A 16,323-nucleotide genomic window follows, 5' to 3' on the forward strand; every position below is an offset into this window, starting at 1 on the left:
CGAGCGCCATGCGCTTGTCGCGGTCGAAGCCGTAGCCGGCATCCCACACGAAGTGGCGCAGGCCCCCCAGCATGTGGTGCAGCAGGACGAAGGTGTAGGAAAACAGCACGATCCGGCCGAGCCACGAGCCGAAGGCCCACGCCACCCAGCCGTAGGCGGCCGGCCCCGAGGCGAGCGCCACCAGCCAGACCGCGACGAGCGCCGTGCCGCCGTAGAGCGCCGTGCCGGTGATGCGGTGGAACACCGACATCGCCATGGTCCAGGTCCAGCGGTAGATCTGGAGATGGGGCGAGAGCGGCTGGGCGACCGAGGGGCGGGCGGTGGGTGCCATCGTGCTGGGGGTCTCGTGCTGCTGCGAACTGGCGGTTGCGAACTGGCGGTTGCGAACTGGACTGTCTCTAATCTGGTAGCGCTAGAGAACGGGCAGGCAAGCCGCAATGCGGCATGGCGGGCCGGTGCTGACGATTCCCGCGCGGTCTCGCATCCGCGTCCTCACGGCAGCCGCCCGATGAGCCGCCACCACAGGAAGTCGAGCGGGGCGGCGATCAGCAGCGACGCGAGGCCGTAGGCGAAGGTCAGCCGGGTCGCTGCGGCCAGCGACACGCCCCCGAGTTCCCGCGCGAACACGATCGGCGGGGCTTGGTAGGGGAAGAACAGGGTCGCGTAGCCCGCCACCTGCGCCATCACCACGTCGATCGGGGAGAACCCGCTCGCGCCCGCCATCTCGCCGGCGAGCGCGGTGTAGAGGGCCGGCGCGCCGTTGGCGGTGACGACCAGCGTCAGCACCGTACTGATGCCGGTGAGCACGGCGAAGTTTTGCGCCGTGGCGCCGGGACTCAAGGGTGCGACCGCGAGCAGGGCGTGGCCGAGCCGCGCGCCCAGCCCCGTCTCGGTGACGAGCGCGACGAGGCCGAGCAGCGCCGCGATGTAGAAGCAGGTGCGCAGCGAGACCTGCGAAAAAGCCTCGGGCGGCAGCACGCCGATCCGCGGCATCAGGCAGATCACGGCGGCCGAGAGGCCGACCCAGGCCGGCGCGATGCCGTGCAGGCCGTCGGTCAGCCACAGGGCCAGCGTGCCGGCAAGGATCAGCGCGAGGCGGCGCTCCGCGCCCGAGGCCGGCGGCAGGGCGGGGAGCGCCGCGGCCCCCGCCGCCAGCCGGTCGGGGAGCATCCGCACGATCACCGCGACCAGCAGCGCGCCCTTGACGAGCGCCAGCACCGGCGCGTGCAGCCACAGGTAGGGCAGGTAGGTGAGGTGCAGGCCCTGGAGCCGCTCGGCGGCGCCGGCCATGACGAGGTTCGGCACGTTGGCGGGCAGGATCGCCGCCGACAGCACCGGGGTCGCCAGCCCCACCGCCATCACCGCGCCGACGCGGCCGTTGCGCCCCGCCGTGAGCCCGAAGGCGTCGCACAGCGCCAGCGTCACCGGGATCATCAGGGCGATGCGCCCGAGGTTCGACGGCATCACCAGCGCGAGGGCGAAGCTGAACGCCACGAGCCCGCCGATGAAGCGCGGGTACGACCCCGAGAGCCGCCCGCTCAGGCCCTGCGCCAGCCGCGCGCCGAGGCCGGTGCGGGTCATCGCCTGCCCCACCACCATCCCCGACATCACCAGCCAGAAGGCGGAGGCGGCAAAGCCCGAGAACACCGTCGCGGCCGAGCCGAGCTTGAGCAGCATGGCGAGCGCGAAGAACAGCAGCGCGGTCACGATCTCCGCCGTGAGCGCGCTCGCCCACAGCCCCATGCACAGCACGAGAAGGGCGCCGGTCGCGAGGATCGCCGCCTCGCTGCCCATGCCGTCCTGCCCTCCCGCGCTGGTTCCGCGTCCAGCTTACGCACCAGTTCGGAGCGGTTCGCAATTCGGCTCTCGTTGACGGAACCTTCGTCGTTGGCGAAGGATCAGGGTTATCGGCGGACCGGGCGGAGGCGGCTCAGACGCTTTCCCTCTCCCGTTCGCGGAGAGGGTTCTTCGGTCGAGGCTTCGTCGTCGACGCAAGGACGCCCCCGCCATGATGCGCTTCGACCTCGTCGACCTCGCGCTGTTCCGCCACGTCGTCGAGGCCGGCTCGATCACCCACGGGGCGGCGCGGGCGAACCTCGCGCTTGCCGCCGCCTCGACCCGAATCCGGGCCATGGAGACCTCGCTCGGCGCCGCGCTGCTCACCCGCACCCGCCTCGGCATCACCCCGACGCCCGCCGGCCGGGCGCTGCTGGCGCACGCCCGCGGGCTCATCGCCGGGATCGAGCGGATGCAGGGTGAGTTGTCGGGGTTCTCCGACGGCACGGTCGGCCAGATCCGGGTGATCGCCAACACCAACGCGCTCACCGAGTTCCTCCCCGACGCGCTCGCCGCCTACCTCGCCAGGAATTCCGGCGTCAGCGTCGCGATCGACGAGCACACCTCCGACGAGATCGTCGGCTTGGTGGCCGAAGGGGCGGCCGATCTGGGCATCCTGTCGGGCACGGTCGACACCGGCGACCTCCAGACCTTCCCGTTCCGGAACGATCGCTTCGTGCTGGTGGCCGCGCGCGGCCATCCGCTGGCGGAGCGCGAGGCCGTCACCTTCACCGAGGTGCTGGCGCACGACCTCGTCGGCCTGGATCGCACCAGCGCGCTGACCCGCTTCCTCGCCGACAAGGCGGTCCGCGTCGGACGCCCGATGCGCCTGCGGGTGCAGTTGCGGGGCTTCGATGCGGTCTGCCGCCTCGTCGAGGCTCGCGTTGGCCTCGGCATCGTGCCCGAGGGCATGGCCCACCGGGTGGCGCGCGGCCTCGATATCCGCGTCGTGCCCCTGGACGAGCCGTGGGCCGCCCGCGACCTGACCCTCTGCCTGCGCGACCTCGGCGCGCTGCCGGTCTTCGCCCGGGATTTCGTGATGCACCTGCGCGGCGGATCGAGCAGCGAGGGACGCTGAGTTGATCGCGATCACGGGATGTACGCTGTGTTTCCGCGTGCCACCGGTGGTCGCCAAGTATCATCCTTGGGCTTGGTAGCATCGAAGCGCTGAAGACTACGTAAACGTCTTCCCAGCCGGAAGGCCCTGCCAATCTGGCCGTAAAATGTAGTGTGCGAAGTCGCCCGCTCCCAGCCGGACCTGCCCGCGATGCACGACCAGACGGACCGTTTCGATGTCGTGGTGATCGGCGCGGGACTGGCCGGGACGTCGCTGGCCGGGTGCCTCGCACGCGACGGCCGGCGCGTCGCCCTGATCGACACCCACGCCACGCATCCGCGTGATTTCCGGGCGGAGAAGTACGGCTCCGCCCAGATGGCCCTGTTCGAGCGGCTCGGGTTCGGAGCGGCGGCCCGCGCCTGCACCACCATGACCGAGGAGGTCCGCGTGGTGCGGTTCGGCCGCCTCGCCCAGTGGGAGCGCAGCACCGAGTACGGCGCCGGCTATCCCGACCTGATCAACGCCCTGCGTGCCGCCCTGCCCGCGGGCCTCCTCACCGTCGGGCGCGTCGCCGACCTCGACCTCGGTCCGGACACGCAGGCGGTGACCCTCTCCGACGGGCGCCGGTTCGAGGGCCGCCTCACGGTGCTGGCGACGGGCCTCGGCGACATCCTGCGCCGCAGGGCCGGGGTGTCGCGGCAGGTGCTCGGCCAGCAGCACTCCCTGGCGATCGGCTTCGACATGGCCGCGCCCCGCGCGGCCTTCCCGTTCCCGGCGCTGACCTACTTCTCCGAGCGGTTCGGCGGGCAGGACGCCTACGTCACGCTGTTCCCTCTCGGCGACACGATGCGGGCGAACCTGTTCTGCTACCGCCAGCCGAACGAACCCTGGACGCGGGCGTTCCGCGCCGATCCGGAGGCGGCCCTGCGCGCGCTGATGCCGGGGCTCGCCCGCCATTGCCCGACCCTCGCCATCGCCGGCCCGGTGGAGGTGCGCCCGATCGACCTCGCCCGCGCGCGAGGCCACGTGCGCGACGGCCTCGTCCTCGTCGGCGACGCCTTCCAGACCGCCTGCCCGGTCCCCGGGACGGGGATCGGCAAGGTGCTCAACGATGTCGAGCGGCTGGCCGGCGTGCACCTTCCGGGCTGGCTCGCGACGCCGGGCATGGGAGCGGACAAGATCGCACGGTACTACGCCGACCCGGTCAAGCGCGCCTGCGACGCCGCGAGCCTGCGCGCCAGCCTCTACGCCCGCGCCCTCGCCACGCAGGCCGGCCTGCCGTGGGCGGCGCGGCGGGCCCGCAACCGCGCCGCGCGCCACGCGATCCGGTACGCGGCCGATGCCGCGCGGGGGGCCACCCGCGCCGCCGCGGCGCTGGCCGCCCTGCTCGCGGTCTGACGGTCCCCGCCTGTCGCTCGACCCGCTCTTCGCGTAGCCTCGACCGCGCAGGCGGGAGGGGCGTTCATGACGATCGCGACGGTGGATGCGCCGGGCCGCCGCCGCGGGGCGCAGGTGCTGCTGGAGGTGCTGCGCTCGGAAGGGGTGCGCTACATCTTCGGCAATCCCGGCACCACCGAGCTGCCGCTGATCGACGCGCTGACCGAGACGCCGGACGTCGCCTACGTGCTGGCGCTCCAGGAGGCGAGCGCGGTGGCGATGGCCGACGGCTACGCCCACGCCGCGCGGCGCCCCGCCTTCCTCAACCTCCACACCGCGGGCGGGCTCGGCCACGGCTTCGGCAACCTGATCAACGCCGGCGTCTCCGGCACGCCGCTCGTCGTGACCGCGGGGCAGCAGGATTCGCGCCACGCCATCACCGACCCGCTGCTGTTCGGCGACCTCGTCAGCCTCGCCACGCCCGCCGTGAAGTGGGCGCGCGAGGTCGCGAGCCCCGACCAGTTGCCGATCCTGCTGCGGCGGGCCTTCCACGACTGCACCGCCGCGCCCTCCGGCCCGGTCTTCCTGTCGCTGCCGATGGACGTGATGGAGGCGATGACCGAGGCGCCCGCCGGCGAGCCCTCGACCATCGACCGCTGCGCGGTGGCCGGCTCCCTCGACCGGCTGGCCGGGCACCTCGCCGCGGTGGCGCCGGGCCGGCTCGCGCTGATCGCGGGCGACGAGATCGAGGCGAGCGACGCCTCGGCCCAGGCCGTGCGGCTCGCCGACCTGCTGGCGGCGCCGGTCTACGGCTCGTCCTGGCCCGCCCACATCCCCTTCCCCACCGCGCACCCGCTCTGGGCGGGAAACCTGCCCACCAAGGCGACGGAAATCGCCGCGATCTTCGGGGCTTACGACGCGGTGTTCGCGCTGGGCGGCAAGTCGCTGATCACGGTCCTCTACACCGAGGGATCGGCGGTGCCGGCCGGCACCCAGGTGTTCCAGCTCTCGGCCGACGTGCGCGACCTCGGGCGCACCTACCAGACCACCCTCTCGATGGTCGGCGACGTCCGCGCCTCGCTCGACGTGCTGCTGCCGCTGCTCGGGGCGCGCCTCGCGGACCGGGCCGAGGCCTACGCGCGCCTGCGGGTCGAGGCGGCCCGCGCCTACGCGGACCGGCGCACCCGCCTCGCGGCGGCCGCCGACGCGGCGTTCTCCGATCCCGTCATCGCGCCGCTGGTCGCTGCCCGCGAGATCGCTCGCGCGGTGGGCGCCGAGACGACAATCGTCGACGAGGCCCCGGCGACGCTGGCGCACCTGCGCATCTTCCTCCACAGCCCGTCCGCGCACCAGTACGCCTCGATGCGCGGCGGCGTGCTCGGCTGGGGCATGCCGGCCGCGGTCGGCTACTCCCTGGGCCTCGACCGGGCGCCGGTGGTCTGCGTCGTCGGCGACGGCGCGGCGATGTACTCGCCCCAGGCGCTGTGGACCGCCGCGCACGAGAAACTGCCCGTGACCTTCGTGGTGATCAACAACGCCGAGTACAACATCCTGAAGACCTACATGAGATCCCAGGCGCACTACGCCTCGGCGCGCGCCGGCCGCTTCATCGCCATGGACCTGACCGACCCGCGCATCGATTTCCTGGCGCTCGCCGCCTCGATGGGCGTGCCGGCTCGGCGGATCGCGCGGGCGGGCGACATCGCGGCCGCGATCGAGGCGGGCATCCGCTCCGGCGCGCCGAACCTCGTCGAGGTGGTGGTGCGGGCGACCTGAACCCCGTGCCGGTGTGCCGCGCGTCAGCCGCCCAGGGTGTCGAACAGGAGCTTGACGTTGAGCACCACGATGACGGCGGCGATGGCCCACGACAGCAGCTTGAGCCAAGCCGGCACGACCAGCGCCCCCATCTTGGCCGGGTCCGAGACGAAGCGGACCAGCGGGATCACCGCGAAGGGCAGTTGCATCGACAGCACCACTTGGCTCAGCACCAGCAGGCGCGCCGTGCCCTGGTCGCCGTAGAGGGCGGTGACGATCACGACCGGCACGATCGCGAGGCCGCGGGTGATCAGCCGGCGCGCCCAATCCGGGATGCGCAGGCGCAGGAATCCCTCCATCACGATCTGGCCGGCCAGCGTCGCCGTGACCGTCGAGTTGAGCCCCGAGGCCAGCAGCGCCACGGCAAACAGCGTCGAGGCGATGCCGACGCCCAGCAGCGGCGAGAGCAGCTCGAAGGCCTGCTCGATCTCCTGCACCTCGGTGCGGCCGGCGCCATGGAACACGGCTGCGGCCAGGATCAGGATGGCGGCGTTGACGAAGAGCGCCAGCATCAGGGCGATGGTGGAATCGGCGACCGCGAAGCGGATTGCCGCGCGGCGTCCCTCCAGGTCGCGCGGATAGGCCCGCGTCTGCACGATGGCTGAGTGCAGGTAGAGGTTGTGCGGCATCACGGTCGCCCCGATGATCCCGATGGCGATGTAGAGGGCGGCCGGGTCAGTCACGATCCGCGTGGTGGGGAGGAAGCCGGACAGCACCGCCTGGATCGGCGGCGCGGCGAGCGCGATCTGCACGCCGAAGCAAACGAAGATCACCGCGAGCAGGCCCATCACGAAGGCCTCGAGCGCCCGGAAGCCGCGCCGCAGCAGAAGCAGGACCACGAACACGTCGAGCGCGGTGATCACGGCGCCGAGGATGAGCGGGATGCCGAACAGGAGCTTGAGGGCGATCGCGGTGCCGATCACCTCGGCGAGGTCGCAGGCGATGATCGCCGCCTCGCAGGCGAGCCAGAGCAGGATGCCGACGGGGCGCGGATACGCGTCGCGGCAGGCCTGGGCGAGGTCGCGGCCCGTGGCGATGCCGAGGCGCACCGCGAGCGCCTGCAGCACGATCGCCATCAGGTTCGAGAGCAGGATGACGGCGAGCAGCGCGTAGCCGAACTGCGCGCCGCCCGCGATGTCGGTCGCCCAGTTGCCGGGGTCCATGTACCCGACCGAGACCATGTAGCCCGGCCCGAGGAAGCCGAGGAGGCGGCGCAGCCACGTGCCGTCGGCCCGGACCGGCACGCTGCCGTTCAGGCCGCCGAGGCTCGGCGCGTCCTGCGTCCCGCGGCTGAACCGCCAAGTCCGATCGTGAGGCATCAGGTTCAAGGCAAAGCGTCCCGTCCGGGCCTCGCGCAATGCGAGGCGTCGGATATAGCTAAGGCTATAACGAATGTGAAGAGCTACAGCGGAGGGCCGCCCTCGACGGGTTGCCGCGCGCACGGGCCGCGCGGCGGCGCGCACGGCCGGTCTGGGACTCCCCGACCTCCTTCGCCTGCGATATGAAGGGACGACGCGGCGCCCTGCCGTCCTTGCGCGAGATGTCTCGACCGATGCAGGCTCGTCGTCCGAACGCCGTCGCCGAGGCCCACCTCGTCGATCCGGAAATTCACGTCGAGAGCTTCCGGCAGGCCCGCGAGGCGCGGCGCTCCGAACTCGTCGAGGACTACGTCGAATTGATCGCCGACCTGATCGGCGACGGCGGCGAGGCGCGGCAGGTCGACATCGCCGCCCGCCTCGGGGTGGCGCAGCCCACCGTCGCCAAGATGCTGAAGCGGCTCTCCGAGGACGGCCTCGTGCAGCAGCGCCCCTATCGCGGCGTGTTCCTCACCGAGGCCGGCCGGGCGTTGGCCGATCAGGCGCGCGAGCGCCACCGCATCGTCGAGCGCTTCCTGCGCGCCCTCGGCGTGAGCCCGGAAACGGCGCGGCGCGACGCCGAGGGCATCGAGCACCACGTCAGCAGCGAGACGCTCGACGCGTTCCGGCGCTTCGCGGAGGGATTGCCGGACGCCTGAGACCGCGCGGGCGCGGGCCGGCACGTCGTCGTCGTGCGCGGGCCGGCCTCATCCGAACAGGTCGACCGTGGCGAAGCCGCGCGCCTCCAGGCGCTCGGCGAGCACGCGCCTGTGGCAGCGGGCCGGGTCGCGCTCGAAGCAGAGCAGGCAGGTCGGTGCCGCCTCGGCCATCCGGGCGAGGTCGTCGAGGGCGAGGCCGCTGTCGGCGGTGTCGAGCACCGCCTCGCAGTAGATCTTGCGCATCAACGCGGCGTCGTGGCCGCGCGCGGCCTCGCGGCCGGCCTTCGGCGTGCCGAGGCCGCGCAGGTGCGCGTAGGACAGCCCCGCCGCCTCGACCCCCGCCTTGAGGGCGCCCTTCGAGAAGCCGCGCTTGCGCGAGTTGGCCACCGCCCGCACGTCCGCGAGCAGGCCGACGCCGGCATTCCCGAGCGCGGCCGTGAGCCGCTCCGGGTCGAGGCCTTCGTAGCCTATGGTGAACAGAACCTTACCCACGGCGCGCGCTCCGAAGAACCGAGGCGGGTCCGCCACTTGACCGCCGCTGCGCGGGCCCGAGCCCGACCGTCTGGCGCCTCCATGTCTCCCTGCCGCAACGGGTTCCGGAATTCCGCCGCATTGAAGTCAAACCTCTGTTAACCGCGCGGAGGGCATCAAGTAGCTCTGTTGGAGCGCTTGGTTGAGATGGCGGGCCGGGCATCGATGTCGCTGAGGAACGGGTTTGCTGTGAGGCCGGCCGCCGCGCGCGCCCTGGTCAGGCGCGTCGTCTCGGCAGCCCTGCTGGCGAGCCTCGCGGCCTGCGCCGCCAACACCGACTTCTACCCGACGAACGGCGATGCCAAGCCCCATCCGGGCGTCGCCCGGGCCAAGAGCCACCCGATCCAGGGCATCGACATCTCGAAGTGGCAGGGTCCGGTGGACTGGGCCTCCGTGCGCGGGGCCGGCACCCAGTTCGCCTTCATCAAGGCGACGGAAGGGGGCGACCACGTCGACGAGCGGTTCCGCGACAACTGGGACGCGGCCGGCCGCGCCGGGGTGCCGCGGGGGGCCTACCACTTCGTGTTCTGGTGCCGCTCGGCGCGCGAGCAGATGGACTGGTTCAAGAAGAACGTCCCCAACGACCCGAGCGCCCTGCCCCCCGTCCTCGACGTGGAGTGGAACGGCCACTCGCAGACCTGCCCGAAGAAGCTGCCCAAGGCCGAGGCGCTGGCGATGACGACCTTCATGCTGGAGGAGATGGAGCGCTACACCGGCAAGCGGCCGATCATCTACACCGACATCACCTTCCACAAGGACGTGCTGGAGGGCGAGCTGCCGGACTATCCGCACTGGCTGCGCTCCACCGCGGCCGAGCCCGAGCAGCGCTTCTCCAACCGCAAGTGGATGCTGTGGCAGTTCACCTCCACCGGCCGGGTGCCGGGGGTGCGCGGCGACGTCGACCGCAACGCCTTCTACGGCACGCCGGCCGAGTGGGCCTCGTTCCTCTCGACCGACTGCGACCCGCGCGAGCACGGACGCCTGACCGAGCAGGGCCTCTGCACCGGGAAGTAGCCTCCAGGCCATCGCCGCGAAGACCCTGCGCGACGCCAGCGCGGAGACCGGAGGGGGATCGCGGGGCGCCCGCGTGTCGCGACGTCGGAGAGCCCGGCCCCGCCGCGCTGAACCGGCTGCGATCGGGGCCGGACCGGAGGCGGTGCGAATGCGAGCGCGTCCCGACGGCGTGGAAACCGGTTCGGCCCTCGGAATCGTCGGGATTTCAGGCAACGTTTCACCATCCCGCCGATTGTCGCGGATGAATCCTGTCGCACCGGCCCTCGCTTCGCGACCCCTGGCGCTCCTCGTCGACGACGACGCGATCATCCGGATGGAGGCGGCCGACCTGCTGGACGAAGCCGGCTTCGCCGTCGTCGAGGCCTGGAGCGCGGCGAGCGCGCTGGACCTGCTGGAGCGCCGCCCCGACATCGGCCTGCTGCTCACCGACGTCTGCATGCCCGGCGCGGCGGACGGATTCGGTCTCGCCCGCGAGGTGGCGCGACGCTGGCCGGGCATCCGGATCGTCGTCATGTCCGGGCCGATGACGCCGGCTGGCCACGACCTGCCCGACGGGGCCCTGTTCATCGACAAGCCGTTCAGCGCAAGGCACGTGCTCGACGCCGTGCGCGGGATCGAGGGCCTGAGCTGATGCCGCGTGCCGTGCCGACGGAGATCCGCCTCGCCCGGGCGGCCGACCGGGCGGCGGTCGAGGCGATCGTGGCGGCGGCCTACGCGCCCTACGTCGCCCGGATCGGCCGCAACCCCGCACCCATGGACGACGACTACGCCGCGCTGATCGCGGCCGGCCGCGTCCACGTCCTCGTCGTGGAGGGCGCCGTCCGCGGCCTCGTCGTCCTGATCCCCCGGGCGGACGCGCTGTTCATCGACAACGTCGCCGTCGCCCCCGAACTCCGAGGCCGCGGTCTCGGCCGATCCCTGCTGCGCTTCGCCGAGGCCGCGGCCCGTCGCTCCGGCCTCGACACGATCCGGCTCTGCACCAACGAGGCGATGACCGAGAACCGCGCGCTCTACGCCCGCATCGGGTTCGCGGAGACGGGACGCGGCGAGCAGGCGGGCTTCAAGCGCATCGACATGGTCAAGCGCTTGGCTCCCGTCTGACGGTGCGGGCGTTCCCGCAGCGCTCCGTCGCGAAGCGGAAGCCCGACCGGGGTCGTGTTGCCCTCGTACTCACTTCGTTCTAGCACGGCCCTGTGCATGCGAGGCGTGCGTCTTGCCTGTCGCGCCTTGCCCGCGGACGGGGACCGGCCGACATGAGCCGGCGTCGCGGCCTTGCCGTCCGCCCCCGCCGAAAGACCTGCCGCCCCATGGCCGACGCCAAAGCTGCCGCCAAGAAGCCTGCGACCAAGGCGCACGAGACGAAGAAGTCCGCCCCGAAGAGGACCGCCACGAAAACAACCGGGGTCGCGGCCGCATCCGCCGAGGCCGGTATCGATGCTCGCCTCGAAGCTCTGTTCGACGCAGCCCCCGCTGCCCGCGACCAGCGGGTGATCACGGTGCGCGGCGCACGCGAGCACAACCTCAAGAACGTCGACCTGACGATCCCGCGCGACAAGCTCGTGGTGTTCACGGGGCTCTCCGGGTCCGGCAAGTCGTCGCTGGCCTTCGACACGATCTACGCGGAAGGCCAGCGCCGCTACGTCGAGTCGCTCTCGGCCTATGCCCGCCAGTTCCTGGAGATGATGGCCAAGCCCGACGTCGACCAGATCGACGGGCTGTCGCCCGCGATCTCCATCGAGCAGAAGACGACGTCCAAGAACCCGCGCTCCACGGTGGGCACCGTCACTGAGATCTACGACTACATGCGCCTGCTGTGGGCGCGGGTCGGCATCCCGTACTCGCCGGCCACCGGGCTGCCGATCGAGAGCCAGACGGTGAGCCAGATGGTCGACCGGGTGCTGGCGCTGCCGGAGAAGAGCCGGCTCTACCTGCTGGCGCCGGTGGTGCGCGGGCGCAAGGGCGAGTACCGCAAGGAGATCGCCGAGTTCCAGAAGAAGGGCTTTCAGCGCCTGCGGATCGACGGCGAGTACCACCCCATCGACGACTGCCCGAAGCTCGACAAGAAGCTCAAGCACGACATCGACGTGGTGGTGGACCGGATCGTGGTCCGCGCCGACATCGCGAGCCGGCTGGCGGATTCGTTCGAGACGGCGCTGGAGCTTGCCGACGGCATCGCCCTGATCGAGTTCGCCGACACCCCCGAGGGCGAGGCGGCGCAGGAGGCCGTCACGTTCTCCTCGCGCTTCGCCTGCCCGGTCTCCGGCTTCACCATCGCCGAGATCGAGCCGCGGCTGTTCTCGTTCAACAACCCGTTCGGGGCCTGCCCCACCTGCGGCGGCATCGGCCACGAGATGCGGATCGACGCCGACCTCGTCATCTCGGATGCGGCCTTGAGCCTCAAGCGCGGCGCGGTCGGGCCGTGGGCGAAGTCCACCTCGCCCTATTACGGGCAGACGCTGGACGCGCTGGCGGGCCATTACGGCTTCAAGACCACCGTGCCGTGGGGGCAGCTCCCGGAGGCGGCGCGCGCGATCATCCTCTACGGGTCGGGTCGTCAGTCGATCCGGTTCGACTACAACGACGGCATGCGGGCCTACGCGGTCAACAAGCCGTTCGAGGGCGTGATCCCGAACCTGGAGCGGCGCTACAAGGAGACCGAGAGCGACGCCGCCCGCGAGGAGATCGGCCGCTTCATGAGCGAGACGCCGTGCGCGGCCTGCGCCGGCAAGCGGCTGAAGCCCGAGGCGCTCGCGGTCAAGGTCGCGCTGGCGGATATCGGCGCGGTCACCGCGCTGTCGGTCAGCGACGCCCACCGCTGGTTTTCGGACCTGCCGGGCAAGCTGACGGACAAGCAGAACGAGATCGCGGTGCGCATCCTGAAGGAGATCCGCGACCGGCTCTCGTTCCTCGTGGATGTCGGGCTCGAATACCTCACCCTCGCGCGCGGCTCGGGCACGCTCTCGGGGGGCGAGAGCCAGCGCATCCGGCTGGCCTCGCAGATCGGCTCGGGGCTGACCGGCGTGCTCTACGTGCTCGACGAGCCCTCGATCGGCCTGCACCAGCGCGACAACGAGCGCCTGCTCGGCACGCTCAAGCGCCTGCGGGATCTGGGCAACTCGGTGATCGTGGTCGAGCACGACGAGGACGCGATCCTGAGCGCCGACTACGTCGTCGATGTCGGCCCCGGCGCGGGCATCCACGGGGGCAGGATCATCGCCCAGGGCACGCCCGAGGAGGTGCTGGCCCACCCGGACTCGCTCACCGCCAAGTACCTCACCGGCGCGATGAGCGTGCGCACGCCCGCCGCGCGCCGGAAGGGCCGCAAGGGCCGGCTCGGGCTCGTCGGCGCCCGGGGCAACAACCTCAAGGACGTCGACATCGCAATCCCGCTCGGCACCTTCACCTGCGTCACCGGCGTCTCCGGCGGGGGCAAGTCGACGCTCATCATCGACACCCTCTACAAGGCGGTGGCGAAGAAGCTCAACGGTGCCCTCGAACACCCGGCCCCGTTCGAGCGGCTGGAGGGATTGGAGCACCTCGACAAGGTGATCGACATCGACCAGTCGCCGATCGGGCGCACGCCGCGCTCGAACCCGGCGACCTACACCGGCGCCTTCACCCCGATCCGGGACTGGTTCGCGGGGCTGCCCGAGGCCAAGGCGCGCGGCTACCAGCCGGGGCGGTTCTCGTTCAACGTCAAGGGCGGGCGCTGCGAGGCGTGCTCGGGCGACGGCGTCATCAAGATCGAGATGCACTTCCTGCCCGACGTCTACGTCACCTGCGACGTGTGCAAGGGCAAGCGCTACGACCGCGAGACCCTGGAGGTGCGCTACCGCGGAAAATCCATCGCCGACGTGCTCGACATGACGGTCGAGGAGGCCGCCGACCTGTTCAAGGCCGTCCCGTCCATTCGCGAAAAAATGGAGACGCTGGCCCGCGTCGGGCTCGACTACGTCCATGTCGGCCAGCAGGCCACGACGCTCTCCGGGGGCGAGGCGCAGCGCGTCAAGCTGTCGAAGGAGCTGTCGAAGCGCGCGACGGGCCGCACCCTCTACATCCTCGACGAGCCGACCACCGGCCTGCACTTCCACGATGTCGCCAAGCTCATGGAGGTGCTCCACGAGTTGGTCGACCAGGGCAACACCGTGGTGGTGATCGAGCACAACCTCGAGGTCATCAAGACTGCCGACTGGGTGATCGACATGGGGCCGGAGGGCGGCGACGGCGGCGGCCGGGTGGTGGCGCAGGGCACGCCCGAGCAGATCGCCGCGTCGAAGGCGAGCCACACCGGCCGCTTCCTGCGCGATGTTCTGGCCCGGAGGCCGGCGCAGGCCGGACGCCGCAGCGCCGCCGAGTAAGGGGCCCTCCGGTAGGCAGATTCTGCCGCCGCCGGCTGGCGCGGTCCTTCCCGCGGTCGCCGATTCGCCTCGCACGGGCCCGGTTCTAAGGGCCCACGCCGGCCGAGGTGGCCCACGCGCGGCAGTGCCTGATCGCCCGCCTCACCTTGCCGAATCCTCCTAGCCGGCGGTCCAGCAACAGCTTGACGGTTCAGCGATATCTTGCTGAATCCGGTCGGCCCTTTCCTGCATCGTGCGTGTGTTGCATCGCGGCAAAAATGAGGCTTTTGCGCAACGGTTCGGCTGGTTCTGGCGCGTGCGTGGGCATTTCACTGTCAATCCAGGAGCCTCTGTAGAATAGTCCCAGACGTTGAGACGGGCAGGCTCCGTTGGGGACACTCGGCACTTCCAAAGCGGCGGCCGCCACAGGCGAGCAGACCGGCAATGAAGTGCCGAATGCGGGACGGACGCCTTGAGGACCTTGGGAAGGACTGAAACGATGATAAAGAACTGGCTCGCCGCCGGTGCGGTGGCGCTTTCGCTCGGGCTGACGGCCACCGCCGCTCAGGCCCAGACCACGACGGTCCCCGGTGAGCAGGTCGGTCTCGCCACCGGCGCCCCGCTCCCAGAGGGTATCTACGCCCTGAACACGTTCCTCTACCGCACGCCGGACGCGTCTCCCGCCAACATCGGCGTCGATGTCGGCGTCAACATCCCGGTGCTGGTCTGGTCAACCCCCCTGGTGCCGTTCGGTGGCCGCATCGAACTGCTCCTCGCGCCCCCGACCGTGTTCACCTTCGGCCGTCAGAGTGGCGCGAACGGCCTGGGTCGCGACACCTCGATCAACGTCGGCACTTTCGTCGGCGGCATCTGGGCGTTCAACCTCGGCGGCAACGTCGGCGTCAGCCTGCTCGGCGGTGTCTACCTGAACGAACTGAACGGCGACCGCGGCGTGCTCACCACGAACGCCGGTGGCTTCGCAGGTCTCGCCACTCCGCAGCTCGCCTCGAACACCTACCGCGCCGGCATCGCCATCAGCTACACCGGCGACGGCTACAACCTCACCGCCAACCTGACCGGCAACTTCTACGACTCGCCGGCCACCTTCAGTGGCAATAACTCCTTCGGTACGCGCGGACCGTTCATCATCTCCGACTCGCTCAACCTCGACCTGACCGCGACCAAGAAGTTCGGCAAGTTCGAGATCGGCGCCATCGGCTATGGCACCGTGAACCTCGACACCAGCTTCAACAGCCTCGCCTTCAACAACCGCGGCCGCTTCGCCCTCGGCGCTCTCATCGGATACGACTTCGGACCCGTCACGGCGCAGGTTTACGCTGCGCACGATGTGGTCAGCAGCGCCCGCTTCACCACGGCTGCCGGCAACACCCGCGAGGATCTCAGGACGGAAATTTGGGGCCGCCTGATCGTGCCGCTGTACTCGCCGACCCCGGTCGCCGCGGCCCCCACCCCGATCGTGCGCAAGTACTGATACCGACGGGACGACGAGGATCGGAGCACTCGACGCTCCAGTTCCCCGCAAGCCGAGACGAAGCCGTCCGACCCGATGGGTCGGACGGCTTTCTTGTTGCACGATGCCCGCTTCACGCCCGCGCAAGCCTGGAACGGTGCGATCGTCGTGAAACTTTTCTTAACACGCGTCCGTACAGCAGCCCGACGCCACGGTTCGGGCATCGCTGGGAAGGACACGACATGACCAACGCTTTCATCCGCCGCCCGCTGGGATCACGGGCCGCCGCCGTTGCGCTCGCCGTCGCGCTCGGTGCCGCGCTGCCGGCGGCCGCATTCGCCAAGAACCCGATGGTCGGCGGCGCGCCGATGTATGCCGACAAGACGATCGTCGAGAACGCGGTCAACTCCAAGGACCACACGACCCTGGTCGCCGCGGTGAAGGCCGCCGGCCTCGTCGACACCCTGTCGGGCCCCGGTCCGTTCACGGTGTTCGCGCCGACCAACGCCGCGTTCGCCAAGCTCCCGGCCGGCACAGTCGAGACGCTGGTGAAGCCCGAGAACAAGGCGACGCTCACCAAGATCCTGACCTACCACGTCGTTCCGGGCGTCCATACCGCCAAGGCGCTGATGGCCGAGGTCAAGAAGGGCGGCGGCGAGGCCCAGCTCAAGACCGTCGAGGGCGAGCCCCTCACGGTCACGAGCAAGGGCAAGAAGGTCTACGTGACCGATGCCAAGGGCAGCACCGCCACCGTCACCGTCGCCAACGTGATGCAGTCGAACGGCGTCATCCACGTCATCAACGGCGTGCTACAGCCCTGATCCGGGATGGAAGCGGTCCGGGCTTCGGCCCCGACCGCGGCATCGTGAGA

General features: G+C 70.9%; 14 protein-coding genes. 10 read left to right on the plus strand and 4 right to left on the minus strand.

All coding sequences use genetic code 11. The features are described from left to right. Together sdhC and ACFE8Y_RS06770 are read right to left on the minus strand one after the other, a co-directional pair. A partial coding sequence (sdhC, locus tag ACFE8Y_RS06765) for a succinate dehydrogenase, cytochrome b556 subunit (RefSeq protein WP_375463629.1) occupies positions 1 to 331 on the minus strand: 331 nt, incomplete at its 3' end. Between the two features lie 161 nt (positions 332 to 492). Further along, a complete protein-coding gene (locus ACFE8Y_RS06770; protein WP_375463630.1) occupies positions 493 to 1,794 on the minus strand; it encodes an SLC13 family permease in 1,302 nt (433 codons plus the stop codon). Positions 1,795 to 2,008: 214 nt separating this feature from the next. Here ACFE8Y_RS06770 and ACFE8Y_RS06775 point away from each other — a divergent pair, with 214 nt between their 5' ends. The 3 genes from ACFE8Y_RS06775 to ACFE8Y_RS06785 all read left to right on the plus strand — a co-directional run bounded on the left by ACFE8Y_RS06775 (position 2,009) and on the right by ACFE8Y_RS06785 (position 6,046). Further along, positions 2,009 to 2,914 (plus strand): LysR substrate-binding domain-containing protein, encoded by a 906-nt coding sequence (locus tag ACFE8Y_RS06775; protein WP_375463631.1) that lies wholly within the window; start codon positions 2,009 to 2,011, stop codon positions 2,912 to 2,914. A gap of 189 nt (positions 2,915 to 3,103) precedes the next feature. Further along, positions 3,104 to 4,291 (plus strand): FAD-dependent oxidoreductase, encoded by a 1,188-nt coding sequence (locus ACFE8Y_RS06780; protein WP_375463632.1) that lies wholly within the window; start codon positions 3,104 to 3,106, stop codon positions 4,289 to 4,291. Between the two features lie 66 nt (positions 4,292 to 4,357). Continuing rightward, complete coding sequence (locus ACFE8Y_RS06785) at positions 4,358 to 6,046, plus strand: thiamine pyrophosphate-binding protein (RefSeq protein ID WP_375463633.1); 1,689 nt, start codon at positions 4,358 to 4,360, stop codon at positions 6,044 to 6,046. 23 nt (positions 6,047 to 6,069) lie between these two features. Here the strand turns inward: ACFE8Y_RS06785 and ACFE8Y_RS06790 are convergent, their stop codons facing one another. Beyond that, positions 6,070 to 7,404, minus strand: coding sequence for an Nramp family divalent metal transporter (locus tag ACFE8Y_RS06790; protein WP_375463673.1), 1,335 nt, complete (start codon positions 7,402 to 7,404; stop codon positions 6,070 to 6,072). Between the two features lie 233 nt (positions 7,405 to 7,637). On the opposite strand from ACFE8Y_RS06790, the gene mntR reads away from it, so the two are divergent. Further along, positions 7,638 to 8,099 carry a manganese-binding transcriptional regulator MntR gene (gene mntR, locus ACFE8Y_RS06795; RefSeq protein WP_375463634.1) on the plus strand — a complete coding sequence of 154 codons (462 nt, stop codon included), beginning with the start codon at positions 7,638 to 7,640 and terminating at the stop codon, positions 8,097 to 8,099. A 48-nt stretch (positions 8,100 to 8,147) separates the two neighbouring features. On the opposite strand, the gene ACFE8Y_RS06800 is transcribed toward mntR, so the two are convergent. Then, entirely contained in the window at positions 8,148 to 8,591 is a 444-nt protein-coding gene (locus tag ACFE8Y_RS06800; RefSeq protein ID WP_375463635.1) for a DUF488 family protein, read from the minus strand. 204 nt (positions 8,592 to 8,795) lie between these two features. Here ACFE8Y_RS06800 and ACFE8Y_RS06805 point away from each other — a divergent pair, with 204 nt between their 5' ends. The 6 genes from ACFE8Y_RS06805 (at position 8,796) to ACFE8Y_RS06830 (ending at position 16,273) form a co-directional block, all read left to right on the plus strand. Continuing rightward, positions 8,796 to 9,644 (plus strand): GH25 family lysozyme, encoded by an 849-nt coding sequence (locus ACFE8Y_RS06805; RefSeq protein ID WP_375463674.1) that lies wholly within the window; start codon positions 8,796 to 8,798, stop codon positions 9,642 to 9,644. Between the two features lie 241 nt (positions 9,645 to 9,885). Next, positions 9,886 to 10,275, plus strand: a complete 390-nt coding sequence (locus tag ACFE8Y_RS06810; RefSeq protein WP_375463636.1) for a response regulator — start codon at positions 9,886 to 9,888, stop codon at positions 10,273 to 10,275. Then, complete coding sequence (locus tag ACFE8Y_RS06815; RefSeq protein WP_375463637.1) at positions 10,275 to 10,745, plus strand: GNAT family N-acetyltransferase; 471 nt, start codon at positions 10,275 to 10,277, stop codon at positions 10,743 to 10,745. Before ACFE8Y_RS06810 ends, ACFE8Y_RS06815 begins: the two co-directional genes overlap by 1 nt. A gap of 206 nt (positions 10,746 to 10,951) precedes the next feature. Beyond that, positions 10,952 to 14,002: an excinuclease ABC subunit UvrA gene (gene uvrA, locus ACFE8Y_RS06820; RefSeq protein ID WP_375463638.1), complete on the plus strand. Its 3,051-nt coding sequence runs from the start codon at positions 10,952 to 10,954 to the stop codon at positions 14,000 to 14,002. A 478-nt stretch (positions 14,003 to 14,480) separates the two neighbouring features. After that, positions 14,481 to 15,473: a transporter gene (locus tag ACFE8Y_RS06825; RefSeq protein ID WP_375463639.1), complete on the plus strand. Its 993-nt coding sequence runs from the start codon at positions 14,481 to 14,483 to the stop codon at positions 15,471 to 15,473. 221 nt (positions 15,474 to 15,694) lie between these two features. After that, complete coding sequence (locus ACFE8Y_RS06830; RefSeq protein WP_375463640.1) at positions 15,695 to 16,273, plus strand: fasciclin domain-containing protein; 579 nt, start codon at positions 15,695 to 15,697, stop codon at positions 16,271 to 16,273. Positions 16,274 to 16,323: the final 50 nt, after the last annotated feature.

The organism is uncultured Methylobacterium sp. (assembly GCF_964242245.1).
Taxonomy (GTDB): Bacteria; Pseudomonadota; Alphaproteobacteria; order Rhizobiales; family Beijerinckiaceae; genus Methylobacterium.

Coding starts and splice junctions, on each gene's coding strand:
- ACFE8Y_RS06815 (WP_375463637.1), top strand. CDS start 10,275: ATGCCGCGTGCCGTGCCGACGGAGATCCGCCTCGCCCGGGCGGCCGAC.
- ACFE8Y_RS06805 (WP_375463674.1), top strand. CDS start 8,796: ATGTCGCTGAGGAACGGGTTTGCTGTGAGGCCGGCCGCCGCGCGCGCC.
- ACFE8Y_RS06790 (WP_375463673.1), bottom strand. CDS start 7,404: ATGCCTCACGATCGGACTTGGCGGTTCAGCCGCGGGACGCAGGACGCG.
- uvrA (WP_375463638.1), top strand. CDS start 10,952: ATGGCCGACGCCAAAGCTGCCGCCAAGAAGCCTGCGACCAAGGCGCAC.
- ACFE8Y_RS06780 (WP_375463632.1), top strand. CDS start 3,104: ATGCACGACCAGACGGACCGTTTCGATGTCGTGGTGATCGGCGCGGGA.
- ACFE8Y_RS06825 (WP_375463639.1), top strand. CDS start 14,481: ATGATAAAGAACTGGCTCGCCGCCGGTGCGGTGGCGCTTTCGCTCGGG.
- ACFE8Y_RS06775 (WP_375463631.1), top strand. CDS start 2,009: ATGATGCGCTTCGACCTCGTCGACCTCGCGCTGTTCCGCCACGTCGTC.
- ACFE8Y_RS06830 (WP_375463640.1), top strand. CDS start 15,695: ATGACCAACGCTTTCATCCGCCGCCCGCTGGGATCACGGGCCGCCGCC.
- mntR (WP_375463634.1), top strand. CDS start 7,638: ATGCAGGCTCGTCGTCCGAACGCCGTCGCCGAGGCCCACCTCGTCGAT.
- ACFE8Y_RS06810 (WP_375463636.1), top strand. CDS start 9,886: ATGAATCCTGTCGCACCGGCCCTCGCTTCGCGACCCCTGGCGCTCCTC.
- ACFE8Y_RS06770 (WP_375463630.1), bottom strand. CDS start 1,794: ATGGGCAGCGAGGCGGCGATCCTCGCGACCGGCGCCCTTCTCGTGCTG.
- ACFE8Y_RS06785 (WP_375463633.1), top strand. CDS start 4,358: ATGACGATCGCGACGGTGGATGCGCCGGGCCGCCGCCGCGGGGCGCAG.